General features: G+C 53.7%; 22 protein-coding genes, 3 tRNA genes and 1 riboswitch. Of the genes, 3 read left to right on the plus strand and 22 right to left on the minus strand.

Going from position 1 to position 26,368, the window contains the following annotated elements:
* Positions 1-12 precede the first annotated feature (12 nt).
* The 15 genes from rpmF to ACZ46D_RS06400 all read right to left on the minus strand — a co-directional run bounded on the left by rpmF (position 13) and on the right by ACZ46D_RS06400 (position 11,914).
* The gene (gene rpmF, locus ACZ46D_RS06330) at positions 13-195 is read right to left on the minus strand and encodes a 50S ribosomal protein L32 (protein ID WP_464929189.1); all 183 of its coding nucleotides are present in this window, start codon (positions 193-195) and stop codon (positions 13-15) included.
* 159 nt (positions 196-354) lie between these two features.
* On the minus strand, positions 355-873 hold the full coding sequence (locus ACZ46D_RS06335; RefSeq protein ID WP_464929190.1) for a YceD family protein: 519 nt from the start codon (positions 871-873) through the stop codon (positions 355-357).
* 171 nt (positions 874-1,044) lie between these two features.
* Positions 1,045-1,518, minus strand: coding sequence for a cyclic nucleotide-binding domain-containing protein (locus ACZ46D_RS06340; protein WP_464929191.1), 474 nt, complete (start codon positions 1,516-1,518; stop codon positions 1,045-1,047).
* A gap of 6 nt (positions 1,519-1,524) precedes the next feature.
* Positions 1,525-2,154: an MlaC/ttg2D family ABC transporter substrate-binding protein gene (locus ACZ46D_RS06345; RefSeq protein ID WP_464929192.1), complete on the minus strand. Its 630-nt coding sequence runs from the start codon at positions 2,152-2,154 to the stop codon at positions 1,525-1,527.
* Between the two features lie 219 nt (positions 2,155-2,373).
* Positions 2,374-3,330, minus strand: a complete 957-nt coding sequence (locus tag ACZ46D_RS06350) for an MlaA family lipoprotein (protein WP_464929193.1) — start codon at positions 3,328-3,330, stop codon at positions 2,374-2,376.
* Positions 3,331-3,420: 90 nt separating this feature from the next.
* Positions 3,421-3,867, minus strand: a complete 447-nt coding sequence (gene mlaD, locus ACZ46D_RS06355) for an outer membrane lipid asymmetry maintenance protein MlaD (protein ID WP_464929194.1) — start codon at positions 3,865-3,867, stop codon at positions 3,421-3,423.
* Positions 3,868-3,872: 5 nt separating this feature from the next.
* A complete protein-coding gene (locus ACZ46D_RS06360) occupies positions 3,873-4,640 on the minus strand; it encodes an ABC transporter ATP-binding protein (protein WP_464929195.1) in 768 nt (255 codons plus the stop codon).
* On the minus strand, positions 4,637-5,425 hold the full coding sequence (locus tag ACZ46D_RS06365) for an MlaE family ABC transporter permease (RefSeq protein WP_464929196.1): 789 nt from the start codon (positions 5,423-5,425) through the stop codon (positions 4,637-4,639). The genes ACZ46D_RS06360 and ACZ46D_RS06365 overlap by 4 nt, the downstream gene beginning before the upstream one ends.
* A gap of 228 nt (positions 5,426-5,653) precedes the next feature.
* Positions 5,654-5,730, minus strand: a tRNA-Asp gene (locus ACZ46D_RS06370).
* A gap of 5 nt (positions 5,731-5,735) precedes the next feature.
* A tRNA-Val gene (locus ACZ46D_RS06375) sits at positions 5,736-5,811 on the minus strand.
* Positions 5,812-5,943: 132 nt separating this feature from the next.
* Complete coding sequence (lon, locus tag ACZ46D_RS06380; protein WP_464929197.1) at positions 5,944-8,355, minus strand: endopeptidase La; 2,412 nt, start codon at positions 8,353-8,355, stop codon at positions 5,944-5,946.
* 132 nt (positions 8,356-8,487) lie between these two features.
* Positions 8,488-9,753, minus strand: a complete 1,266-nt coding sequence (clpX, locus tag ACZ46D_RS06385; RefSeq protein WP_464929198.1) for an ATP-dependent Clp protease ATP-binding subunit ClpX — start codon at positions 9,751-9,753, stop codon at positions 8,488-8,490.
* Positions 9,737-10,357: an ATP-dependent Clp endopeptidase proteolytic subunit ClpP gene (clpP, locus tag ACZ46D_RS06390; RefSeq protein ID WP_464929199.1), complete on the minus strand. Its 621-nt coding sequence runs from the start codon at positions 10,355-10,357 to the stop codon at positions 9,737-9,739. The genes clpX and clpP overlap by 17 nt, the downstream gene beginning before the upstream one ends.
* 42 nt (positions 10,358-10,399) lie before the next feature.
* On the minus strand, positions 10,400-11,695 hold the full coding sequence (gene tig, locus ACZ46D_RS06395; protein WP_464929200.1) for a trigger factor: 1,296 nt from the start codon (positions 11,693-11,695) through the stop codon (positions 10,400-10,402).
* A gap of 135 nt (positions 11,696-11,830) precedes the next feature.
* A tRNA-Leu gene (locus ACZ46D_RS06400) sits at positions 11,831-11,914 on the minus strand.
* A 256-nt stretch (positions 11,915-12,170) separates the two neighbouring features.
* Positions 12,171-12,310: riboswitch (cobalamin riboswitch) on the plus strand.
* 132 nt (positions 12,311-12,442) lie between these two features.
* Between ACZ46D_RS06400 and ACZ46D_RS06405 the strand changes: the two genes are divergently transcribed.
* The 3 genes from ACZ46D_RS06405 to ACZ46D_RS06415 all read left to right on the plus strand — a co-directional run bounded on the left by ACZ46D_RS06405 (position 12,443) and on the right by ACZ46D_RS06415 (position 14,703).
* Positions 12,443-12,571 carry a hypothetical protein gene (locus ACZ46D_RS06405; protein WP_464929201.1) on the plus strand — a complete coding sequence of 43 codons (129 nt, stop codon included), beginning with the start codon at positions 12,443-12,445 and terminating at the stop codon, positions 12,569-12,571.
* Positions 12,571-13,962: a peptide-modifying radical SAM enzyme CbpB gene (gene cbpB, locus ACZ46D_RS06410; RefSeq protein WP_464929202.1), complete on the plus strand. Its 1,392-nt coding sequence runs from the start codon at positions 12,571-12,573 to the stop codon at positions 13,960-13,962. The genes ACZ46D_RS06405 and cbpB overlap by 1 nt, the downstream gene beginning before the upstream one ends.
* A gap of 162 nt (positions 13,963-14,124) precedes the next feature.
* Positions 14,125-14,703 (plus strand): flavodoxin family protein, encoded by a 579-nt coding sequence (locus ACZ46D_RS06415; protein ID WP_464929203.1) that lies wholly within the window; start codon positions 14,125-14,127, stop codon positions 14,701-14,703.
* 194 nt (positions 14,704-14,897) lie between these two features.
* Here the strand turns inward: ACZ46D_RS06415 and recO are convergent, their stop codons facing one another.
* The 7 genes from recO to ACZ46D_RS06450 all read right to left on the minus strand — a co-directional run bounded on the left by recO (position 14,898) and on the right by ACZ46D_RS06450 (position 26,364).
* Entirely contained in the window at positions 14,898-15,647 is a 750-nt protein-coding gene (recO, locus tag ACZ46D_RS06420; protein WP_464929204.1) for a DNA repair protein RecO, read from the minus strand.
* 141 nt (positions 15,648-15,788) lie between these two features.
* The gene (locus tag ACZ46D_RS06425; RefSeq protein ID WP_464929205.1) at positions 15,789-16,919 is read right to left on the minus strand and encodes a helix-turn-helix domain-containing protein; all 1,131 of its coding nucleotides are present in this window, start codon (positions 16,917-16,919) and stop codon (positions 15,789-15,791) included.
* 33 nt (positions 16,920-16,952) lie between these two features.
* Entirely contained in the window at positions 16,953-17,930 is a 978-nt protein-coding gene (locus ACZ46D_RS06430; protein ID WP_464929206.1) for a peptidylprolyl isomerase, read from the minus strand.
* 80 nt (positions 17,931-18,010) lie between these two features.
* The gene (gene mfd / locus ACZ46D_RS06435; RefSeq protein WP_464929207.1) at positions 18,011-21,499 is read right to left on the minus strand and encodes a transcription-repair coupling factor; all 3,489 of its coding nucleotides are present in this window, start codon (positions 21,497-21,499) and stop codon (positions 18,011-18,013) included.
* 64 nt (positions 21,500-21,563) lie between these two features.
* On the minus strand, positions 21,564-24,233 hold the full coding sequence (gene bamA / locus ACZ46D_RS06440) for an outer membrane protein assembly factor BamA (protein ID WP_464929208.1): 2,670 nt from the start codon (positions 24,231-24,233) through the stop codon (positions 21,564-21,566).
* 165 nt (positions 24,234-24,398) lie between these two features.
* On the minus strand, positions 24,399-25,115 hold the full coding sequence (locus ACZ46D_RS06445) for an ABC transporter ATP-binding protein (protein WP_464929209.1): 717 nt from the start codon (positions 25,113-25,115) through the stop codon (positions 24,399-24,401).
* A gap of 13 nt (positions 25,116-25,128) precedes the next feature.
* Entirely contained in the window at positions 25,129-26,364 is a 1,236-nt protein-coding gene (locus ACZ46D_RS06450; RefSeq protein WP_464929210.1) for a lipoprotein-releasing ABC transporter permease subunit, read from the minus strand.
* Between the last annotated feature and the right edge of the window lie 4 nt (positions 26,365-26,368).

Raw genomic sequence — 26,368 nt, forward strand, 5'->3', positions numbered from 1 at the left:
GGCGTAACTCTATTACTCTGCGGTCAACTTGACAACAGTACGGCCCTTGTATGACCCGCAGCCAGGACACAGACGGTGCGAGAGCTTCGGCTCGCCACATTCGGAGCAGGTGGAAACGGTTATGCCACACAGAGCATCATGTGAACGACGTATTCTGGTACGGGCATGCGAATGTCTTCTTTTCGGTAAGGCCATTACTTTTCCTCCAATTGGAAAGATCTCGGTTACAGCTTGTTGTCTGTAACGGGTTTCTCAAAAAAACTCAACAGGTTCAACACAAATGAATCAGTTTTTGTTCCGCAAAGCCAATAAGCTGAAGCGTTTCGATAGAGATCGCTTCGGCAAATTACCCTGCTACTGATCCTGCAACTTTGCCAAAACATTAAATGGAGATACGCTTGTACCTCTGGCACAATCACACGGACAACGACTCAAGTTCGCCCCGCACTTCGGACAGAGCCCCAAACACTTATCGTTACAGAGTCTTTTCTCTGGCAGGCTAAGATACACCTGCTCGGCAAGCACGGAAAAAACATCCACAACCGGCTCCGCAAGATACACAACATCCAGGTCACTACTCTTGCAAAAGTATTCCGCAGCAAGACCTGCCTCGTCCTGTTTGACAAACAACTCAAAAACAATCTCAAACTCTTCCGCCAAGGTATAGGCAAAAGACTCAAGACAGCGATCGCAATCGAGAAGAACGGGGAGGCGCATGATACCAGCAAAAATCACCCGCCCGCCCTCTTTTCTCAAAGAAAAGGTGCACACTCCCGGTCCTGCACAGACGACCTCTTCACCAGGAACCCAGGAATCATCGTCAACACTGAAAAAAAGGCCGTCCGCTGGTATTTCTTCCCACTTGATCCGCACGCATCACCTGTTCACAATGCAAAAAATGGAACAGATCAATATAAATAAACACGGCTTATTGTCAAGTTAATTCACCGCCAGACCTTTTTTTCTCGTTGGCGTGCACACTCAACAGGGGATCTTCGACAAACAGGAGGACTATGACTTGAACAAAAACTGGCTTACAAGGGGTTACAACAATCGGGCTAGCCGGTCGCTCGCCTTACCCAGGCGGTGACCAAGCACATGAATAATCCGCCGTAAAAGTTTCAGGCCAAGCACAGGGGCCTGTATCAGCAGCTGTTCCAGCTTTTCACGAGAGAGGATCAGGAGACGACTCTTTTCCGTGGCGATAACGGTTGCATGTCGGTCCCCCCCCTCAACAGCAGAAATCTCACCAACCAGACTTCCCCGCTCAAGCACGGCAACCAGAATGAATTTACCAGGGAAAATCGCATCCATCTTAACGGCCAGTTTTCCCTCAACCAGAAACCCCATAAAATCGCCAGGATCCCCGCTTTTCGTCACAATTTCCGCTGGTTGCCACTCTCTGAACTCAAGATACGCAAACAACTCCAGCATCTCATCAGCGGATAAAAAAGAAAATATATCATGTAACTCCTCAGGCCGATATCTCCCAAAAAGCATTTCGTCAACGGTACCCATTTGCGTTTATTCAGTCGCCCCCTTATTGACCTTCTCTTCAAGCCTGGCAATAAGTCCGGCGAAATTCTCCTTGTTCAGAATACTGGCAAACTGGGTCCGGTAATTATTCACCAGGCTTACCCCCTCCACCTCTACATCATAAACCAGCCAGCGATCATCGTTATTTTTGAGCTTGTAATTAACCGGCGTTTCCACCTTCTTTCGAATCAGGTCACTATAAACAATGGCCTTATTCCCCTGCATTTCTGTTTTCTTAAAGACAACTTTTTCCCCTGAATACGTTTCTATTTTGGCTATATATGTGTTTTCCAATAGCGTCTTAAACAAGAAAACAAAGCGATCCTGCTCTTCAGGAGTTCTTTCCCGCCAGTGCTTGGCCAACGCACGCATGGACATATCTCGAAAGTCAAATTTCTTTTCGACAATAGTTACCACCCGATTTTTCCTCTCCGCCCTGCGAGTCGGCACGGCGAGCTTTTCATCCTGAAGAATAGAAATAATCTCGTCAACGGCATCCTTTACGAAGACAACCGGGTCAGTAGCAGCACAGGAAATACCCTGAGACATAACGAGGATAGCAATTGTCAGAATAATTACCGGAAGAAACTTCAGACACCATCTGTTCCTGTTTTTCATTTTTGCCTCTACAATCATTCGCTGAAAAGATAAAATTATTAAATAACTCTGGTTTCGCTCAATCCAGCGACACAGAGCCTTTACTCTTCCTGCTTGGCGAGCTTAAACTTTTTTTCACAGGCCCTTGCAGAGCGTCAAAGCCAGAACCTCCCCGACCAGACGACACCTTGACCACGCCGCCGTATTCATGGCAAGCACAGTTTACCGCATCACCGATGCCTACTGAGCATCAACCGAGGTGTCAACCGAAACCGGCCCAGGCATATTCTGGGCATATTTTTTTTCAATCCTGTCGAATGAGGACATGTACACCGATTCACTCCCCCCGGCAACATCATGTATTTTCTTTTGCCGATACTGACGATATGCATCGCGCAGGGCCACATACGGATCAATGGCGGATTCTTTGAAATCTTCGTAATCCCCTAGGGTAAGGGAGGTGTTATTCACCTCTCGGCCAGCCTCAACGGCCATCCCTGCACCCGAATCAGACATGGCAAGATAGGACACTGGACTCAAGAAAAAATCCCCAGCCAACCCGATGGTATCACGCACATTCGAGGGGCCAAAGAAGGGCCAGCAAAGATAAATGCCTTCTCCAAATCCATACACCCCAATGGTTTGCCCCAGGTCTTCATCCTTGGGAGACAAACCGAACTCATTTTTGGCAGGATCGGCCAGACCGGCAATGCCAAGGGTGGAATTGATAACAAAACGGGCGGATTCAACCCCACTGTTCGCAACTTTCCCCTGCAGAAGATTGTTCACAATCCGAACCGGAGCCAGAAGATTTTTAAAAAAACTCCGCACGCACATCCGCACGTCTTCGGCGATAAAATACGCATATCCCTGGGATGCCGGCTTAACCACCCAAAAATAAAGTTTGTCGTTAAAATGAAAAAAACCACGGTTGATCGACTCCAGAGGATCCGAGGCCAGACCAATATCACGCTCTTCCCCGAAATCCGGTTCATCGTCAACCGCCACATCCTGCGCCAAGGCAATGGTCATAGACCCCAGCCAGATTGCCAGGCAACAGAAACATATTCTGTACAATTGAAGCGGGAAACTGTCACGATTTTTCATGGTCGTCCTCTGTAACCCAATTTGCTGAAGGCCGAAGAGCTCGTTGTCGCCAAGCCAAACTGAACAGGACACACAAACAGGAGCTAACAAAAAAACAACTTATTTTATGTCTGCCAGATACGTTGTTCTTTTTTTAAATAATTTCCAAAAACCGCCCACAACCCGAGGTATTAAGGGTGATCAGACCTTGCCGAATATATACTTACTCACCAATTCCTCAAGATCAAGCGCGGATTCTGTTTCCGTGATAACACCCCCATCAACCAACAATTCTTCCGAACCGCCCTGGGAAATTTTAATATATTTATCCCCGATAATCCCCTGGGTTTTAATAGAGGCAATTGCATCATCGGTAATCTTTACCCCGCTATTGATCAGAAGCTCAACCTGGGCCCGATCATTTTCACCCAACGAGATATTGCTTACTTTGCCGACATTAACTCCGGCCATTTCCACTAGGGCTCCGCGCTTAAGGCCGGAGACATTGCCAAATGTCGCCCGCACGGAATATGTCTTCTCCATTGAGAACACTGAAAACTCGCCCAATTGCAGAGACATATAAGCAAAAGCCAGAAAACCTGCCAGAACAAAGAGACCAACAATCGCATCAACATTTATCTTCTTCATACCCTTTATTCCATCTCCCTGCTTAAATAAACCTTCCCCATGGTGTTCTGTACAAAGTCCTGAATCTCGGGAAGTTCACTCTGTTGAATATCTTCAGGACTGGCAAAGGTGTTGAACTTACCCTTATTGATCAAAATGACCTGATCTGCCAGATTGAAGATTTTAGGGATATCGTGACTGACTATAATGGACGTATATCCGAATTTCTTCTGGGTCTCCAGAAAAAGTTTGTAAATCTCCAAGGATTTCTCAGGATCAAGACCCGTGGTCGGCTCATCAAACAGCATTATTTCCGGCTGCAACATTAACGCCCTGGCAAGCCCCACCCTCTTTCTCATACCACCGCTCAACTGAGCCGGATATTTTTCCTCATGCCCCGTGAGACCAAGTTGCGCCAGGGTGGCAAGCACCCGCGTCCGAATCTCCTCGCTCCCTAACCTTGTCCGCTCTTCAAGGGGTAGAGCCACATTGGCAAAAACACTCAAGGAATCAAGCAGCGCCGACCCCTGAAAAAGGACGCCAAATTTTGTCCGAATCCCATTCAGCGCTTTGCCGCGCATCTTGGAGATATCTTGCCCATCCACCAGGATCTGCCCGGAATCCGGACGCAAGAGCCCCAGGATAAGCTTCATAGTCACACTTTTCCCCTGGCCACTCGGTCCGGCGATAACCGTAGTCTTGCCGGAATTGATCGTCAGGTTCACCCGGTCAAGAATGGTCTGCTTGCCAAAGGATTTCACAACATCTTTAAACTCGATAACCGCCTGATTCATAACAGTATCGCCGTAAGCAAATAATCCCAGATAAGAATCGCGACGGAGGAAAGAACAACTGCCTGGGTGGTGACCTTGCTCACGCCCTCAGCGCCAAAACCGGCCCCCCGGATGACGTGCACAAAATACCCTCGCCCCGCACACACCCAAACGATGACCAGGGCAAAAACAAAAGATTTTATGATGCCCATGTTTATATCCTGATTCACAACACTCTGCTCCATGCCAGCCCAATACGCCCCGGGATTGACCCCCAATAAGCCGCAACCGGCCAGATATCCGCCGAAGATGCCGACAACATTGAAAAAAATGGTGAGAATCGGAACCGAGATGAGCGTGGCAAGAAACTTTGGCGTGATGAGATAACGGAAAGGGTCGATGGCCATACATTCCAAGGCGTCAAGCTGCTCGCTATTGCGCATGATCCCGATTTCGGCGCACATAGCCGACCCGGCCCGCCCGGTAACCATCAGGGCCGTCAAAACCGGGCCAAGCTCACGGAGCAGAGACAGGGAAACCGCCGACCCCAAGGCCCCTTCCGAGCCGAATTTACGCAAGGTATAATATCCTTGTAAGCCAAGGACCATCCCGGTGAACCCTGCCACAAAAAATATAACCCAGAAAGAATTGGCGCCGATCAGGCGGACCTGGCGAATCATGGCGGAAAATCGAAACGGTCTTTTGAAAACGCCGCCAAGACCCAAAGCCAGAAACGAACCCATGCGTCCCAGATCTTCCAGGAGCCAGATGGTATTGCGTCCTATTTCTTCCAGGTAACGGATCATAGGCTCCTCGGGCATGGGTTTGCGCAGAAACACGTTTCACAACAAACCATTATAGCAAACTCCATGCGTTAGCCGGTTATTCGATTACGCCATCCCATAAAACTTTTATGTTACTCATGGGACACAGGCAGTGTCAAGCACTTGCTCCAAAGAAAACCGCGAATCTGGCACAGATAATTTAAAAAAAAAGGGATTAGCAGTAATCGCTAATCCCTTTAATTTTTCTTTTGGCGGAGTGGACGGGGCTCGAACCCGCGACCCCCGGCGTGACAGGCCGGTATTCTAACCAACTGAACTACCACTCCTCTTGTGGTGGGCGAAACAGGGATCGAACCTGTGACCCTCGGCTTGTAAGGCCGATGCTCTCCCAGCTGAGCTATTCGCCCCACATGAAGTGTGGCAAGATATACCCTTGCCACCCCTCATCCGTCAAGCAAAAAACTTACCGCATTCCAAAAATGATGGCTGCGAATTATGCTGAATTCTTTTTCCGTCTGCAGACAGAGTCACACCCTCTGCTAATGAGCCACATTGTTCGAGGAAAGCACACCATCCCCGCCAAACTCGCCAAAGGGAATGTCCTTGAAAAGGGTATCCCCCTCCTGGAGGACCAATGCCTTCGCCAAGACTTCGTCAACATGCTCAACCAGCTCCACCGTGAGCCCCTTGAGAATCTTTGCCGGGATTTCGTGAAGATCGACTTCATTCTCCCGAGGGATCAGAACATGCTTGATATTCCCCCGTCGCGCGGCAAGAAGTTTTTCGGTGAGACCCCCAATGGGCAAGATTCGGCCGCGCAGGGTAATCTCGCCGGTCATGGCGATATCCCGCCGGACCGGAAGCTTGAGCAAGGCGGAAACCATCGAGGTCGCCATGGTAATCCCGGCAGACGGCCCATCCTTGGGAATGGCCCCTTCCGGCACATGGATATGAATATCAAGTTTCTGATAAAAGTCCGGCAACAGGCCAAGCTGCAAGGCTCGAGTCCGCACGTAGCTCAAGGCCGCCTGGGCGGATTCCTGCATGACATCACCGAGCTTTCCGGTCACAGTCAGATTCCCTTTCCCAGGCATCAGGGCCGTCTCGATCTGCAACAACTCACCTCCCACCTCGGTCCAGGCAAGACCGGTGGTAAGGCCAATCTTATCCCGCTCTTCGGCCAGACCGAAACGATACCTGACCCCACCCAAATACTTGGCAATGGCCGCATCGTTCAACCGATATCGTTTGTCCGTCTTTTTCTTTTGCCGGTCCCGGGCCACCTTGCGACAGACCGAGGCAATGCTGCGCTCAAGATTGCGCACCCCAGCTTCGCGGGTGTATCTCCGGATAATCTCAAGAATCGCGCCATCGTTGAAGGTAATATCCTCCGGCCCGAAACCGTTTGCCTCCAATTGTTTCGGCACCAGAAAGCCCTGGGCGATGTTCAGCTTATCCTCTTCCGTATAGCCATTGAGCTTGATTATCTCCATCCGATCTTGGAGCGGCGCCGGGATGGCGTGGAGATTGTTGGCGGTGGTCACGAAAAAAACCCCGGACAGGTCATAGTCGAGATCAAGATAATGATCGTTGAAAGCGACATTTTGCTCCGGGTCCAGCACCTCCAGCAGGGCGGAAGAAGGATCTCCCCGGAAATCCATACTCATCTTGTCCACCTCATCAAGACAGATAACCGGATTCACGACCTTCGCCTTCTGCATGGACTGAATAATCTTGCCTGGCAAGGCCCCGATATAGGTGCGCCGGTGCCCTCGGATCTCAGCCTCGTCACGAACCCCGCCGAGGGAGAGCCGAACAAACTTGCGCCCCATGGCGCGGGCCAGGGACTTGCACAATGAGGTTTTGCCAACACCGGGAGGACCAACCAGGCAGAGAATCGGCCCCTTGATTTTTTCAACCTGGGCCTGCACGGCAAGATATTCAAGGATTCGTTCCTTAGGCTTCAAAAGACCATGGTGGTCCTGGGCAAGGATTTCCTCCGCCTCCAGAATATCGATCTTCTCTTCAGTTTTTTCCCGCCAAGGAAGACTGAGAATGCAGTCGATATAATTGCGAACCACCGTGGCCTCGGCCGACATGGCCGGCATCATCTTCAGCTTCTTGAATTCCTGCTCCAGCTTGGCGCGAGCCGCCTCGGGCAAATTTTTCTCCTGAATAGCCTTGTCGAGCCCCTCGAGCTCGGAAGAAGCATCCTCGGCGCCCCCCATCTCTTTCTGGATGGCGCGAAGTTGCTCCGCCAGGAAATAATCCTTCTGGGTCTTATCCATTTTTTTCTTCACCCGGGCTCGGATAATCTCCTCAAGCTCGGCGATCTCAATTTCCTTATGGATAAGGGCCAACACCTGTTCCAGGCGCGCAACAACCGAAAAATTCTCCAGGATGCCCTGCTTTTCCTGCACGTTCAGGGGCAGATGTGCGGCCAGGACATCGACAAATTTTGCAGGCCGCTCAATGCGGGCCAAGGATTTTATAACCTCGGCCGGCACTTTTTTGTTGTATTTAACATACTCCTTAAAACTTGTCTGGATCTCCCGGACATAGGCGATTGCTTCAAGACCGCCCTCGTCCTCTGCCTCTTCGCCTTCAAGCTGCACAACAAAATAGTCGGGATTGGGCAGATGCTTTACGATCCTGCCCCTTCTTTTACCTTCGACCAGAGCCTTGATCGTGCCATCCGGCAGCCGGAGCAGTTGCATGACCGTGGCAACGGTTCCCACCGCATGCACGCTCTCCTCGGTTGGATCATCCTCAGCCGCGTCTTTCTGGGTTACGAGAAAGATTTCAGAACGCTTGGCCATTGCCTCTTCAAGCGCCTTTATAGAGCGTTCCCGGCCAACCACCAACGGCGCCACCATGTAAGGGAAGATCACGATGTCCCGCAAGGGCATCATCGGATAGGCAATTTTCTGTTCGGGATCAGACTCAACCATAATGGTTAAAACACTCGTGATGGGTTAGCCGTTGTCTTCAAATGATCATGCCAGTCAGATGGCATAACTGACAGCAGTGACAAATAATATTATAAAAGGCCGTAAAAGCGCCTACACCGACTGCTCGTCGGCTCAGGCGCTTTTCTTTGATTCCGCGTCGTTATCGTACAAAATCACCGGATAATCGCCGTTCAGCACCACCTGTTCGCTGATCACGCATTCCCGCACATTTTCCTTGGAAGGCAATTCGTACATGATATCAAGCATTGCCTGCTCCATGACCGTTCTCAAGCCCCGTGCTCCGGACTTTCTTTTGATCGCCTGCTGGGCGATGGCCTTGAGCGCGCCCTCGGTGAAGCGCAGCCGGATATTGTCAAAAGCAAAAAGACGCTCATACTGCTTGGTCAGCGCGTTCTTTGGCGTACGCAAAACGCGGATCATATCCTCCTCATCCAGCTCCTCCATGGTCGCCACCACCGGCAGACGACCAACCAGTTCCGGAATCAGGCCAAAACGCAGGAGATCTTCCGCCTGCACCTGAGCCAGGATATCTCCCACCGTCTTTTTCGGCTTGCCAACGACCTTGGCCCCAAACCCCATGGACTTGGTGCCGGTTCGCTGCTTGATCACGCCGTCGAGCCCGACAAAGGCTCCGCCGCAGATAAACAGAATATTGGTGGTATCAATCTTGATATATTCCTGCTGCGGATGCTTGCGCCCACCCTTGGGGGGAACACTGGCCACAGTTCCCTCGATGATCTTCAGCAGTGCCTGCTGCACCCCTTCACCGGAGACATCACGGGTGATGGAAGCACTGTCTGATTTCCGGGCAATCTTGTCAATTTCATCGATATAGATGATGCCGCGACTGGCCCGCTGGATATCGTGATCCGCGGCCTGGAGAAGATTGACCAGGATGTTCTCCACATCTTCGCCGACATAACCCGCCTCGGTCAGGGTGGTGGCGTCGGCCATGGCAAAAGGAACATTGAGGATCTTCGCCAGAGTCTGGGCCAGCAGCGTCTTGCCACAGCCGGTCGGGCCAACCAGCAGGATATTGCTTTTCTGCAATTCAACCTCGCTGCCGTCGCCACTCCCCTGGGCCTCTATTCGTTTGTAATGATTATGCACCGCAACCGCAAGGACCTTCTTGGCCCTGTCCTGACCAATCACATATTCATCAAGGTGGGCCTTGATGTCATGGGGCTTGAGGGTAGAAGCCTCCAGTTGCGACTCCAACGCCTGCTGCCGGTCCTCGCTGACGATCTCATTGCACAGGTCGATGCACTCGTTGCAGATATACACCGTCGGCCCGGCGATCAGCTTCTTGACCTCATCTTGGCTCTTACCGCAAAAGGAGCAGGTGACTTCCACTTCGCCGTTATGATCTTTTGCCATGCCCACTCTCCTCGTCAGGATTCGTCCGCTTCACCAGCACCTTGTCAATTACGCCATAAGCTTTGGCTTCCTCGGCGCCCATGAAAAAATCCCGGTCTGTATCAACTTGAATCTTCTTGATTTTTTGCTTGGTATGATGCGCCAAAATGCCGTTTAGGGCCTGCCGCATCCGCAGAATCTCCTTGGCGTGGATGTCAATATCGGAGGCCTGCCCCTGAAAGCCACCCATGGGCTGATGCAGCATGATCCGGGAGTTCGGCAGCGCATACCGTTTCCCCTCGGTGCCGGCGGCAAGGAGCACCGCGCCCATGCTGGCCGCCTGCCCCATGCACAGGGTGGCGATATCGCACTTCACATAGTGCATTGTATCATAAATAGCCATGCCAGCCGTCACCACCCCCCCAGGAGAGTTGATATAAAAGGTGATATCCTTGTCCGGATCATCGGCCTCCAGAAAGAGGATCTGAGCGATGATGCTGTTGGCTACATCGTCATTGATGGCCGATCCCAAAAAAATAATCCGCTCTTTCAACAGCCGGGAATAGATATCATAGGCCCGCTCTCCGCGGGGGCTCTGTTCAACAACCATGGGGACGAGATTCATAAACATGCTCCTTCAAGAAGTTACTGTGGGATCACTCACGCCCTAGGCAGCAGCCGGCACAATTTTCATCTTGGCTGCGTCAAGCAGGAAACTTAAGATTTTTTCGTTCAACAGTTCTGCCATGAATGGCAGCAGGTCATCCCTGCTGGAAAAATATTTTTTCACTTCGCTGACCGGCATGTTGTACTGTTCGGAGATGCGCTTAAAGCCTTTGTCGATGTCTTCGTTTTCCAGCTTGAGCCCTTCCTTTTCCGCCACCTTTTTCAAAAGAAAATCGCCCTTAACCCGGGCCTGAGCCGCAAGCTTATACTGTTCCACCAAGGCATCCCTGTTGAACCCGGCAGCTTCCAGAGTCATCCCCTGCCGCTCCAGGTTGCTTTCCAGTTCCTTGATCATTGCCTCGATTTCATAGGCCACCAGCCGAGGCGGAATCTCAAACTCATGGGTTTCAATCAGCACCCGCATCAATTTGTCGGTGAGATCACCACGCTGGGCATCCTTCTTGGCCTGCAGCTTTTTTTCACGGATATGGGCCTTGAGCGCCTCCAGGTCGGCAAAAGCCTCGCTTACCTCCTTGGCAAATTCATCATCAAGAGCGGGCAACACCCTTTCTTTGACATCCTTGACATTGATTTTAAACTCCACCTTCTTGCCCGCCAGGATCGGATTGGCGAAATTTGCCGGAAAATCTATTTCCTGAGAAGTTTCCTCGCCTTTTTTCAGACCAAGAAGTTTCTCTTCAAACTCGTTGCCAAACTGACCTGACCCCACATCAACCGAATAATTTTCTCCGACCACCTGCTTGATGGGGTTGCCGTTATGGTAGCCCTGAAAATCAACCACAGCCAGGTGTCCCTTGGCAATGGCGCGGTCTTCAACGCTTTGCAGGGGAGCCATTTGCTTGCGCAGCGCCTCAAGCTCCTGGGAGATTTCCTCGTCTGTCACCTCAAGTGGGGCCTGTTCGATCTCAAGGCCCTTATACTCAGCCAGTTCAAACTGGGGCCGAACATCCACCTCTGCGGTGTAGACAAAGGTGCCGTTTTCGGCAAATTTCTGTTCGCGGATATCCGGATGCACAACCGCATCGATCTTGCTTTTCTCAAGAGCGTCAAAATAAGTGCCCTGAATCAACTTTTCCGCCACCTCATACTCAACCTTGGGTCGATAATTTTTCTCCAGCACCTGACGGGGTACCTTGCCCTTGCGAAACCCTTTTAGGGAAACCTCAGAGTTCAGTTTCTTATAGGCGGACTCCAACTCCTGGACAACCTGCGCTTCCGGCAGAGTGATAGTCATTTTTTTGGTAAGCTGACTTACATCTTCGACATTGATCTGCATGCAACACCTTCCTTGTTTCAAACATTTTCAACAACACAGTCATACAGTGAAGGAACGTCTTCGAGATTCTCTCCCCACGGTATGGATGAGATATTTGCCTATACCCCGGCCTTCGAGTCGGAGCTGTTTTCTTGTTGGTGCGAGAGGGGGGAGTCGAACCCCCATACCAAAGGCGCTGGTTCCTAAGACCAGTGCGTCTACCAATTCCGCCACTCTCGCTTGAACATGGAAAAATAACCAACTTTCGTATTACAGTCAAGGACGGCTTGCGATTTTATCCCGATTTAAAGCCAATTATCCCCCGAGGCGAGAGGATAACGGACCGCTTTTCCGCCGTGGGCGTATAACCCAAACCTTTTCAAAAAACAAATACGGATCTCCGCATTTTCATTCCTGGAATTCGTTGCAACCCCACTTGACAAGCCAGGACAAAAAGGGTTTAAAAGCAAAAAAAGAACAAACATTGCATCATCCCGGAACACGGTGTAAATCCGTGGCGGTCCCGCCGCTGTAATCGGGGATGCTGGTCGGCACAGGGAATTTCCCGGTCACTCCCAGAGCGTAAACTGTGGGGGGAAGGCAGCAGACCAGCAGACGATCCGAAAGTCAGAAGACCTGGTGATAATGTTTCTCACGTATGTATTGCCGTCGTCTGGGGATTCTAATGGAAACAGAACCCGGAGTGGCTCCTATGGAGCTGCTCCGGGTTTTTTTATGCACGCAGGTCAACAATAACAGGAGAACACCATGAAAGCACAGAAACAGATCATTTCGTACCGTCGGCGCTGCAACCTGATCGGCCAGGGAACCGGCCTTTCCCATTATATCCTGCTCGCCCCCAATGCGGACACAACAGCAAAGGACGGCGGCAAGTAATGGCACAAGCACGCAAACAGACAGCGGCGACCATTTTCGCCAACACCGGCCAGGGCCCGAACTTTTCCGTGCTGGAGATCGGCGATCCGGAACGGGTTGCGGTTGTCGAGGCGGACACGGCCTACTGGGCTCTGGTTGATCGTCATGAGCTGCCCCAGGCTTTGGCTGGCGCCATGGTCGAAGACTTCCTGGCCCGCGCCCCGGAGTTTCAGACGGAAATGAATCACCTCCGCACGGGCTTGCAGCTCTCCGCCGCTTATGTGAACCCCACCGAACGCTGCAACCTGAACTGCAGCTACTGCTACCTCCCCGAAGAGATGCGCAAAAACGGCATCGACATGGGCGAGGAAAAGCTGATGCTCGCCCTCGAGCGGCTGTTGCAACACTTCCGGAAGATATTGCCGGAGGGGGTAAAACCGCAGCTTATCTTCCACGGCAGCGAACCCATGGTGGCCAGGGAGGCGGTGTTTGCTGCAATTACGCGTTTTAGAGACGACTTTAATTTCGGCATCCAGACCAACGCCACCCTGCTCGACGACACGGCAATCAGCTTTTTAAGGGAGCACCACGTCGGCATCGGCCTGTCCCTGGATGCCCCCACCGCGGAGGTCGCCAACCGCACCCGAAAAAACTGGCAGGGCAACGGTTATTACGACACCGTGGTTGCGGTGATCAAAAAACTCGTTGATTATCCGGCCCTCAATGTCATCACCACCGTAACCCAGGCCAACGTGCACACCCTGACCGAGATGGTGGACTTTTACCACGGGCTGGGGGTGCGGGTGGTCATGCTCAATCCGGTGCGCTGCACCCGCCAGGGCGGAATGGACCTGAAACCGGACAACCAGGTCCTTGCCGAGTCTTTCTTCAAGGCGCTGGACCGCTCTTTTGAGCTTTTTGAGCAAACCGGCAGAAAACTGGTCATCGCCAACTTCGCCAATGTGCTGGCCGGAGTTATCGGCCCGACCGGCCGCAGGCTGATGTGCGACATCTCTCCCTGCGGCGGCGGTCGTTGCTTCTTTGCCGTTTCCGCGGACGGCGAGGTTGTGCCGTGCAGTGAATTCATCGGCATGAACGAGTTTTCCGGCGGCAACATCTTCCGGGATGATCCTGCCGATATTCTTGCCAGCAAACCCTTCCAGGAAGTAACCAACAGGAAGGTGGAAAAAATTCTGCCCTGCGCCGGATGCGCCATCCGGCATTTCTGCGGGGCGCCATGCCCGGCCGAAATTTACAAGGTCTCCGGCGACATCAATGCGCCGAGTACTTACTGCAGCTTTTTTGAGGCGCAGGTGCGCCATGCCTTCCGGATCATCTCCCAACAACGGGAGGAGGCTTATCTCTGGGACAGCTGGCGGACCGAAACGGAAATGTCCTATTGCTGGAAGTAATCTTTTCTCACAAGCGCCAGCCGGGAGAGCCCCGGCTGGCGCTTTCCCGAAATCCTTCCCGTCCTCGCCAATCTCGATTACAATATTCTGGTCTGCACGCCACTGAACGCCGCAGCACAACGACCCCAACCCCGTAAAATGAAAACACCCGAGGAGAATGCCATGAAAGTCGTCGCTTTTAACGGGAGCGCCCGCAAGGGAGGGAATACCGCAAAATTGCTGAATACCGCTTTGGAAGAGTTGTCTCTACAAGGGATCGACACGGAGCTGGTGGAGTTATCCGGCCAGCCGGTTTCCGGCTGCATCGCCTGTTATCAATGTTTCAAAAACAAAGATAACCGCTGCGCCGTGGAAAAGGATATCATCAACGATTGTCTTGCCAAGATGATCGCGGCGGATGGCATTCTCCTGGGATCCCCCACCTACTTCGCCGATGTCTCCGCAGGGATGAAAGCCTTAATCGAGCGGTGCGGCATGGTTTCCCGGGCCAACGGCGATCTGTTCAAACGCAAAGCCGGGGCCGGGGTGGTCGCGGTCCGCAGAGCCGGGGCCATTCAGGTATTCAACTCCCTCAACGCCTTTTTTCTGATCGGTCAGATGATCGTGGTGGGTTCCTCGTATTGGAACATCGGCGTCGGCCGGGAACCGGGCGAGGTGGCCAACGACGAGGAAGGTATGAAAACCATGCGCGATCTGGGAAGCAACATGGCCTGGCTCCTCCAGAAAATGAAAGCGGAATAAGCAGTCAGCCCAGAACCTAGCCGGCCCAAGGCAGTCCCAAAACGGTAGCTGTTCTGCCGCGCCGTTTCACTGCTGCCACAGATGCGCGGAAGAGGTCTGCGAAGTGTGCTGTTGCACACGAGCAGGCCGATGACAGCTAAGCGAGAGCATGAGCGAGACTGCGAAGCAGGTGTGGTGCTGCAGAACAGCTACCCTCAGCCCAAAAAATTCCAGGATTGCACTTCCCGCTGCAAGAGATGACTGTCGTACCGTTTCAGCAGGGCAATGGCCTCCCGCGTGGCAGCCAAGGAAAAATGGAGCCGTTCCAATTTGCCTTGTTCCATGTCCTGAACCCTGCGCAACAATTGGATGGTCTGGATGGAAAGCGGCTGAGAGTTCGCCGTGGCCTGGGGTTCACAACGACTGCAAACCAACCCGTTGCGCAGGGGGCTAAAACGGTACAAGACCCCAGGTGCGCCAAGGACACGGCAATCGAGACAGCCTGTCAGATCGGGACGATAGCCGAGGATATCCAGCATTTTGACATGGAAGAAAATGATCGTGCGGTTGACACTCCCCCCCGCCGCAGCCAACCCCTCCAACGCCCAGGCAAGCAAGCGGAAAAGCTCTTCGTCGCTGTCTTGCTCCCTGGTCCAGTGCAGGACAAGTTCGCACAGGAGGCAAGCACCGATATACAGTTCGTAGTTTTCCCGCAGCCTGGGGAAAGGGTCCAGCAAATCGGCCTGATCCAGACGCATGAGCGAACTGTGTCGGCTTGGAGCAAATTGGATGGAGAGGAGGGAAAAGAGCTCAAGCTTGTTGACAAAACGTTTTTTGCTGCGCTTGGCGCCCTTGGCGATAAGCACGATTTTGCCGTGTTCCAGGGTATACAGGGTGACAATCTTGTCGGAATCACCGTGATCTTTAACCTGAAGCACAACGGCCAGGCTTTGCTGCAAGGACATCTGCTCTCGCTGTGACTATTGTTGCAATCGCAGATAAGCGCAGAGTTCGAAAAGCCGCGATTACAACGGTTAGTGCTTTGTAACTCTTTGCTTTTGAGCTACGGACCTGTGGCCTCTTTCCCTTTTTTGCGAGTTCAGCATTTACTCCGTCGGGAAAGTAATTCGGGCGCTGTCCATTGACTTGCCAAGGGAAGGTACCGGCTTGCCGTTCAGGGTGAGGACGATGCCGCCGGCATTCCCGACAAAAAGAGAAATCTTTTTTTCCGCCTGCCACACCAGGTGATCCCCAGGCTGGTAAATGGCTGACTTCTTTTTTTCCTTGTCTATCTGCACCGAGAGCCAGGTCGACTCGGTGAACTTCGCCTCCAGAACATAATTCATCCCCGGGGCTTTTACCGTGGAAGGCGGTGACGAAACAGCCGATACGGGCGCTGGTTTGGCAACTTCCTGAGGCTCCGGGTTCTGGACCGGCTTTTCCTTGAGTGCCTGCGGATAAATTATGGGCTTTCCGTCATCTGTTTTTTTTTTAACCTGTTCCCCGCCAACCTTCTGGGGTTCCCCTAACTGTCCTGCCTTTTCTGGCGGGGATAAGGCCTTCTTCTCTTCTTGTCCTGGTGCTACAGGGACGGACCCAGGCAGGGGAAGAACCGGGGCCTGTGTTCCCCCCTGCGTCACAGGCGGTGCCTGCTCTGTCCCCACACCCTCTGTGCCTGGCTCGCCTGTCACCGGAGCGGCCGGCAGCGGTTGCTGTTCAACCTGGGCTTGGGGAATCGCGTCTTTCGTGGCAATATCGGCTGGCGGGCCGGACGAATTTAAAAAACTCAAGACCAGATACCCGGCAAGAAACAGAACGCCCGCGACAATAAAAAAGATGACAAACCGTCCCACCGGAAAAGTCCGTGCCTCGGCCATGGCCTCGCCGGCAAGAACCTCCTGGACATTGATTTTTTCCGTTGGCCTGGCTTCTCCTTCATTCTGTTCGATATACCAGGCCAAGGCCTCGTTGGGATCAAGACCAAGATACTGCGCATAATTTTTCACAAACCCCCGGGCAAAAACCTCCGCGGGCAGAGCCTTGGGATTGTCTTCCTCAATAGCCCGAAGAGTTGAAGCATGAATGCGCGTCTTTTTCGCAATTTCTTCGAGGTCTTTCCCTTGGGTTTGCCGATGCCTTTTCAGAAAACTGCCAAGGGTTTCATCGGATCGTGATAAGGCTGCAGGTTGGCCGGTTGCATCATCAGCAGATGGCGAGTCCTTGGTCATGAGAGACATCCCTTATCCAGAGGTTATTGGGACAGATTAGACTTATAGTATTTTTTTGATATACGCCTGATCGCGGAGCTCTTTTACCCATTTCTGAAACTGGCTGTTCAACGCCTCCTCATACAGACGCTGCCTGATCTGCTCTTTCACCGTCTCGTAGGAAGCCTGCAGGCCTACATCTCCCCGATCGGAAAGAAGCTTGAAAAACTGGTACCCGGCCGAAGTCTCCTGAATGGCGCTGATTTGTCCCGGCTGCAGACCGAGAATGCTGGCCTTCATGTAGGAAGCCATTTCCGACTTTTTGAAAACCCCGATATCGCCACCATCCTTGGCCGAAGGCAGGTCAGAAGCCTGCCGGGCCAGGGTGCGAAAATCCTGCCCGGCAAGAGCCTGCTGCCGCGCCTCTTCCGCCCGTCGCCGCGCATCATCCTTTGCCGCCTGGGTGTTTTCTTTCCAGGCAAAACCCATCTGCAAAACATGATAGGCATCTTCCTTCATTTTCTGGGCATAATTTTTTTCGTAAAATTCACGTATTCGTTCCTCATTCACCACAACCCGGGAACGAATTTCGTAATCGATCAATCTTTCCTGCAGCATCTGGCTGCGGATGAGCTCCCGGTAGTCGTGCTCGTTGGAGCCCATGAGCGTCATCTGCTTCCAGAATTTTTCTGCAGTGGTTTTGTTGCGCTCGATGATTCTGCTGATCGCGGTGTCCACCTCGGCGTCGGCCACCGAAATCCCCAGTTTCTTGGCCCGCTGGGCAACGATGAGCTTGTCAATGAGGCTGGAGAGCATCTCCTCCCTGGCCTTGAGCAGGGTTCGCTCAACCTGTTCCGGCGGAGCCTCTTGGGTGATCCGGCGGAACAGCGCCGCCCCTTCCCGATTGAGATCGGAGAAGGTAATAACATCATCGTTGACAATGGCGACGATACGGTCGACCATCTCCGCCCGGGCAACAGGCGGATGGAAAAAAGCAAGAAGACACAGGGCCACACATAAAACATGTAAGGAAAATTTCACCGATCCACTCATAACAGGTTGAAAATATTGTTTTTAATCTTATACGACTTTATAGCCGACAAATTCTACCACAGTCATTTTCAAATGTCATCTTCCGTGAGCAAGGCAAGGATATTTTGCGCATTCTGGAATGTTTGCCCCGGCAAAGCACCGGGTTCGGTCATGACGATCAACCGGGATTCAGGGGTGAAGCGCGCCCGATTTTTATATTTTCCCAGCAGACGCATGATCTTCTCCGGAGTCACCGGCGTTTTCTCATGAAAGGAGAAAACCAGGTTAGCAGGCCCCTGCTCCAGCTTGCTGATCCACAACCGCCTGAGTAAGGTTTTCAGGGCCAGCACCTCAAACAGGTTAAGCGCCTCCTCGGGAAGCGGGCCGTAGCGGTCGGCAAATTCATCCTTCAGATCCAGCAGCTCTTCCACCTGCTCGGCATTGGTCAGGCGGCGGTAAGCGATGTAACGCTGTTCTGTCGAAGGAATATAGCGCTCCGGCAGAAAGGCCGAGATCTTGAGATTGATTTCAGGCTCTATCTGCTCAGGCGGTTGTTCCACTGCGGCGCCTTTCCGCTTCAAGTCGAGAACCGTCTGTTGCAACAACTCCAGGTACAGATCATAGCCCACCGCGGCAATATTGCCGCTTTGCGAGATCCCCAGGATATTACCTCCCCCCCGGATCTGCAGATCACTCATTGCCAGCTTGAAGCCGCCGCCGAGTTCGTTGTAATCCATGAGCGCCCGCAGACGCTGCTGGGCATCCTTGGATAAGCCGTCCAGGGAGGGCACCAGCAAATAGGCATAGGCCTGCTCCCGCCCACGCCCCACCCTGCCGCGGAGCTGATAGATTTCCGCCAGGCCAAGCCGGTCCGCCCTGGTGATGACAATGGTGTTGGCGTTGGGGATATCCAGGCCTGATTCAATAATAGTGGTGCAGACCAGCACATCGATCTCCCGCTTAACAAAACGGACCATGATCTCTTCCAGAGCCTTTCCCGGCATCTGACCGTGGGCCACGGCCAGCCGCGCCTCCGGGACCAGCTTCTGCACCTGGGAAGCCATTTCCTGAATGGAGTGCACCCGGTTATGGACGAGAAAAACCTGGCCGCCCCGTTGCAGCTCCTTCACCACCGCCTCCTTGATCACCAGTTCGTCATCGCGGGCGACAAAGGTTTTCACCGGTCGCCTAAACTCGGGCGGTGAGCTGATCACGGAAAGGTCGCGGATACTGAGCAGGGAGAGTTGCAGGGTGCGGGGAATCGGGGTAGCGGTCAGGGTCAGGACATCCACCTGGCTTTTGAGTTTTTTAAGTTTTTCCTTGTGGGAAACGCCGAATCGGTGCTCTTCGTCGATAATCAGGAGCCCGAGACGCTTGAAGGCCACATCCTGGGACAACAGCCGATGGGTGCCGACAACAATATCGACCCTCCCTTGGCCCAGTTCCTGGATAATCTGTTTCTGCTCTGCCGGACTGCGAAAACGGGTCAGGCTTTCCACCCGAACCGGGAAACCCTGCAACCGTTCACGGAAGGTGGCGGCATGCTGCTCGGCCAATACCGTGGTCGGCACCAGAATGGCGACCTGGAAATTGTCGGCCACCACCTTGAAGGCAGCCCGGATGGCGACCTCGGTTTTGCCGTAACCCACGTCCCCGCAGACCAGACGGTCCATCGGCCTGGGCGAGGTCAGATCGTCGAGAACCTCGTTGATCGCCTTGAGCTGCCCTGCTGTCTCGTCATAGGGAAAAGACTCTTCCATCTCATGGAACAACTCGTCCGGCGGCGAAAAGGCATACCCCTCCACCATGGCTCGCCGGGCATAAAGACCCAACAGGTCCTGGGCCACCTTCCAGACCTCTTCCTTGACTTTTTCCCGCCGGGTCTGCCAGACTTTACCGCCCAACTTGTCGAGTTTCGGTTCGGTGTCGGAGAGTCCCTGGTACTTACTGATCACCTTGAGCTGATCCACCGGCACGTAAAGCTTGTCGCCGTCACGGTAAACCAGCTGGAAAAAATCATTGGCGATGCCGCCCAACACGATATTGATCAGCCCTTCGTACCTGCCAAGACCATGGGCCGTGTGCACCACAATATCGCCAACCGTAAGCTCGGCAAAGCTCACCGCTGGCCTGCTTCGCTGCACGCCTTTCTTTTTGCCCGCACCCAGGCGCAGCTCGCCGAAAAGCTCGCTTTCCGAAACCCAATGCAGCCGCGCGCCCGGCAGATCAAAACCTGCGGCCAGCGGCGAATCCACCAGGATAATCTCTCGGCTGGCAGAAGCGGCTTCCAGCACCGGGGCTTCGGTTATGGCAACCGGCAGATCGTATTGATGGAGCAGCTCCGCCATGTGCTCCGCATGCCGCTTGGTCCGACAGGCAAAAAAGGTCGCATCTCCGGCCTCAAGCCAGGTGTGCAGCTGCCTGGCCAGCTCGGGCATCATCCCCTGATTCTTCCGTTGCAGCTCAAGCTGCTGCTTGAGCAGGACATGATTGCCGCAGGCTATCTCCAGGGTTTCGCCCTCTTCCATGTCCGGATGGGCAAAATCGTAGAACCGCCCCTGCTGGAAACGGGCCAGCCGTTCTTGCCATTCATCTTCCGGCAGAAAGATCTGTTCCGGCGGCAAGACGGGCAGACGAGCACCGGCGGCCTCGATAAAATTAGCCTCAATCCTTTCCCGGCAGAGGGCGAGGCTTTCCATAATGGCGGTTGGCGAGGAGAAAAAGACGATGGTATCGTCCGGCAGATAATCAAGCACGGTCGACGTTTCGTAGAAGAGCGGCAACAAAAATTCAACCCCGGGAAAGCGCTGGCGATGCTGGAGACAATCCGCCATCACCCCGGCCCGCTCATTATCCCAGACGAGATTCTCGGCAAAGGCATGGAAGCGATCGACCAATTGCCGCAATTCCTGCTCCGTGGCAGGATAGAGAATATCGCTTACCGGCAGGAGAACAATCTCTTCGAGATCCTCTACCGAGCGTTGGCTGATGGGGTCGAATTTGCGGATGGATTCGACGGTATCGCCACAAAAATCGAGACGAACCGGCATCTCAAAACCAGTGGGAAAGATATCCAGAATACCGCCACGCAGACTGAACTCGCCCACGGATTGCACCAGAGCCGCCGCATCATAACCAGAGGCGGTGAGCGAGGCGACCAACCCGTCAAGATCGGTATCTTCGCCGCGCATGACCAGCTCGGCCAGATTTGCAAGGGAGGCGCGGGGAAGAACCCTTCTCAGTAAGGCCTCAATGGACATGACCAGGATAAATGGCTTGTCGGCGCTGTGGATCTGAAACAGGGTGGCAAGGCGCTCGGCCACGGTCCGGCTGTCCGGCGACAACGGGGTATAAGGAGGGATTTCCTGACTAGGGAAATAGAGAACCGGGGTGTCGCTAAAAAGAGCAAGATCCTGGACAAGATGCTGGGCCGCGGTCTCGCTTGGCGCGAGACAGAGAATGGGGCGTTGCCCAAGCCGGGCTGTGCGGCCAAGATGAAAGGCAGGGGCGCTTCCCCGCAGGCCGATGATGTTAACGGAACGGCCCTCGGTGAAGAGGGCCGTCAACCTATTGTCCATTTTTTATCTTGAGGAGGGTGGAAAAGCAGGGGAAAACCGACACATTTGCGGATGCAGCCATTTCTTAGAAAGCCCCGCCAATGCTGAAATCCCAGACGCCCTGTTTCTCTCCCTCTTCCGGAGCAAGATTCCAGCCCCATTCAAGGCGCAGAGGACCCATGGGTGACATCCAGCGGAAACCCAGGCCGGTGCTGTAGCGCAGATCTGAGACACTCCAAGTCTCCGAATCGGTGTAGACGTTGCCCAGATCAAAGAACACCAAGCCTTTCAGGCCGATATCCTTGACAATGGGGAATATCCATTCCACGTTGCCGTACCACATCTTTTCGCCACCCACCCGTGAATAGGTAACACCATCGGGATTTTTTTCCAGAGGGCTGATCTTGCCGCTGTCAAAGCCCCGGATGGTGTTGAGCCCACCCAGATAGAACTTTTCATACACCGGCAGTTTTTTCTCTTCGTTTTCAATAACATAGCCAATGGAGCCCTTGACATGGAAGGTTGTGTCCCACAGCAAGGGATAGTACCAGCCGGAAGTGGCCTCGTACTTGGTAAAGGCGCTGTCTCCCCCCAAGGGGCCGCCCGCCTGCTTGATGGAGTAGTTGGTGAGCCAGCCCTTTGAGGCGTCGGTGATCTTGTTCCGGGTGTCCTTGGAAAGACCGACCCGGACAAAGCTTGTGGTCTCAATCTCCATGGAATCCAGTAAACTTTGTGGGACATTAGTCACCACCACATCGGTCATCTTGGTGTCATCAAAGCCATACCCCCAACCGAGACTCCACTTGTTCCAGACCGGATAGGCAAAGCGCAGGGCAGCACCGGTGGAATCCTTGGTATAATCGTCGTATTGTCTGGACCAGTTGTAAATATCGTAGCCGAACAGCAGCTTGGTGTCGTTGAGATGGGGCTCGGTAAAGCTGAAGTTGTAGCGGCTGCTGCGGGAGCTCATGTTGGCTTGCAGGGAGAGCCGCTGGCCCTTGCCGAGAAAGTTGTTTTCACTGACCTCACCCATGAACATCAGATTGTCCACCGAGCTGTATCCGGCCCCGATGCTGAAGGTACCGGTGGCCTTCTCCTTCACATCGACCACGACATCCATCAAGCCGTCCTGCACCGTGGCCTCGGGGGTGACGTTCACCTCTTCAAAAAATTCAAGCCGCTGCAAGCGCTCGCTGCTCTTTCTCACCGCGCTTGCATCGAGCAGGCCGCCCTCCTTGACCTGCATTTCCCGGCGGATGACCTTGTCCCGGGTCCTGGTGTTGCCCTTGATATTGATCCGGTTGATGTGCACCAAGGTTCCCTGGGAAATCTTGAGCAACAGATCCATGCGCTTGTCTTCATCATTTTTGCTGAGTTTCGGGTCCACCTCGGCAAAAGCGTAACCGCTCTCCGCGTAACGGTCCGTAAGGCGCAGAACATCATCCCGCAAAATCTTGCGGCTGAAAAATTTCTCCTTGCTCAGCTCGATCAGGCTGAACAGTTCATTTTTATCACCAACAATATCCCCCTCGATCTCGATGGTGCCGACCCGGTAACGGTCGCCCTCCTGAATATCAAAGGTAACGTAGAGCCAGTCGCCTTCATCGCTTATCTCCGGCTCGCTGATCCTGGCCTCGATGTAGCCGCTGTTGTGATACATGGCGCCGATCCGGGAGCGATCCTGCTCAAGCAGATCGCGCTTCAACTTACCGGACTCGGTAAACCAGGAGAGCAACCCTTTTTCCGAGGTGGTCATCTCCTTGCGCAATTCCTTCTCGCTGAAGGCCTTGTTGCCGACAAAACGGATGCCCTTGATATACATCTTGATGCCTTCTTCTATGTCAAAGGTGACATCCACCTTGTCAGGCGTGGCATAGTTGAGCTTGGCGGCGACGGTGGTCCGGTAAAAGCCCTTATCCTTATAGAGCTTGCGGATATTTTCAACGGAGGTTTGCACCTCCTTGGTGTTGATGATGGTATTGGGGGAGATGCTCACCACCTCTTTTACATCTTTCTCGTCAAGCTCTTTCTCGCCATTAATAAGAACTTGGCCGATTACCGCTTTTTCCGTGAGCTGGAAGATGATGTCCTTGCCTTTTTCCGTATCGGTGACCAGGATCTGCACATCGTCAAAATAGCCCATCTGAAAGATATTTTTCAGGTCCGCCCGTAAAAGTTCCGGGGCATAACGCTCCCCGGCTTGACTTTTTACCTGACGCATGATGGCCCCGGAATCTACGCGGGTGTTTCCGGCAACGCCAATGGACTGGATGAGAAAATATTGGCCGGTGCTGGCAAGAATATCGTTGACCATCTGATTCAGGGATTTCTGCAGCTCGGTCTCGTTATTGCTGACCTGATAATAAAATTTGGGCGGGCTATTGCCGAGGATGTCATGGACGACGAAATCCAGACTGAGCTGCTCGCCAAGTTTGGTGATACTGCCCACCGCCACATAGTTGACCGCCGGGGAGGTGATCAAAGGTTTCAGGGCCTCTACCTTGGGAGGCCACTGCGCATAGCCGAGCTTTCGTTGCACTTCCTCCCTGGAGAGCATCGCCAACCCTTTGCTCTGCACGACCTCCTGCAAGGTCTTGTCGCTTAAGGCGAGAAGCTGATCAACCCCTGTCTGGGCATTGATCTTGGGGGGAACCATGACCGTATTCGACTCGGTCCCCGCGCCAAATGCCTCCCCTGCCAAAGGCAGAAAACTCTGGACCACAACGAGGACAAGGGCGGTAACCACAATCTTCATGGACCTCGAAAAACCGCAGGAGCGTGCTATGTGCCGGGCTGAGTTGTTTTGTTTCATACTCTCGCTTTTGCTGTAAAGGAGACTTGAGTGACCGCCCCAAGGATGCGGACGTGTCGGCGATCTGTTAATTGAGCGTATCAGGATTATCAGGCATTGAACCTACTGTCAAGAATCTTTGCTCTCATCCCGAGTTTCGTGTAAGCCCCCGTCCCGCAAGGTGAGACAACGGCTCATCCGCCGGGACAGCTCCAGGTTGTGCGTCACCATGACCGTTGCCAGGGAGAGGGTCTCGCTCAACTCCTGAATAAGCTCAAAAACCTTGAGCCCGGTTTTAGGATCAAGGTTGCCGGTGGGCTCATCAGCCAGAAGAACCGCCGGCTTCATGATCAGAGCCCGGGCCAGGGCGACCCGCTGCTGTTCGCCGCCGGAAAGCTCGCCCACCTTGTGGGTGGCGCGATTCAATACTCCGACCCGCTCCAGGAGATATTCCGCATACCCAGTAAGCTCTGCCCGTTTCTTCCCGGCGATGAGCCCGGGCAGCAGGACGTTTTCCAGGGCGTTGAACTCCGGGAGCAGATGGTGGGACTGAAAAACAAACCCGATAACCTGGTTGCGGAACAGGGCCAGCTGGTCAGCGTTTTTCTCAAAAACATTTTCGCCCCGGTAAAAAACCTGCCCCTGGCTGGGTTGATCAAGGGCGCCCAGGATATGGAGCAAGGTTGTTTTTCCGGTGCCGGAAGCGCCGACCACCGCAACCATTTCCCCGGCAACCAGCCGCAGATTTACCCCGGCGAGCACCTGCAGGCTGCCGTGATCGCTGTATTCCTTGTAAATATCCCGCGCTTCAAAAAAGAAAGCTTGTTCTTGGGCGTCACTGGCCATGGGGTGGTCTCCTCTACTCATAACGCAGGGCCACGGCCGGGTCGACCTTGGCCGCCTGCCAGGAAGGATACAGGGTGGCGACCAGGGTAATAACCGTTGCCGATAGGGCAATGAGAATGACGTCCGAAGGCAGGACCAGCACCGGCAGGGTGGAAATCGGGTAGACGTCTGGCAGCTTGATGAACTGGTAGCGGCTCAAGATCGCGCAGAGGCCTAAGCCCCCCAGCACCCCGAGAAAAGTGCCAGCAAGACCGATAACCAGCCCCTCGTAGATAAAAATCCGCATGATACTGCCGGAGGTGGCGCCCATGGATTTCAGGATGGCAATATCCTTGTTCTTTTCCATGACCACCATAATCAGGGTGCTGACGATATTGAAGGCGGCGACCATCACCACCAGGGCCATGATTACGGAGAGAGCCGTCTTTTCCAGCTGGAGGGCGGAAAAGATGTTCCGGTTCATCCGCATCCAGTCCTTGGCGAAATAATTCGGCCCCAGGGCCTGCTCGATCCGTTTGGCAACCTGGTCCGCCTGATTGAGATCGGTGGTTTTCACCTCCAGGCCATGCACCGCGCCGGGCAGGTCAAAGAAGCGCTGCGCCGTTTCCAGGGAAACATACGCCAGGGCGGAATCATACTCGTACATGCCGGTTTCAAAAATCCCGACCACCTGACAGGTGGAGACCTTGGGCATTATCCCCATGGGGGTGAGGGGGCCTGAAGCCGAGATCAGCCGCACCCGATCATGGGCCGAGACATGCAACTGGGCGGCAAGCTCCTTGCCCAGGATGATGCCGGGCAGCCTTCTCGCGCCATCACCCGGAACAGGCGACAAATCCGCGATGGAGCCTGTGCGCAGATTCTTTCCCAGATTGAGCACTCCCTGAGCAGTGGCAGGATCAAGGCCGCGCAACACGGCGCCGGTGCCGCCTTCGCCACCGGTGATCATGGCCTGGCTGTAGAGATAGGGGGTGACGCCGCTTACCCCCTCAACAGCGCGCACCTTGGCGGCGACCTGTTCGTAGTCGCTGATATTGCCGGTGTAATCCTGGACTACCACATGGGAGTTAATGCCCAGGATCTTGTCCCGGAACTCGGAGGTAAAACCGGTCATCACCGCCAGCACCACGATAAGGGCCATAACCCCGACCATGACCCCGGCAATGGAGATCAAGGAAATAAGCGAGATGAAACCGTGCTTGCGCTTGGCTTTCAGGTATCGCAGGCAAACAAACCATTCAAAATTCACAATT

This window comes from Thiovibrio sp. Mzg5, assembly GCF_055379285.1.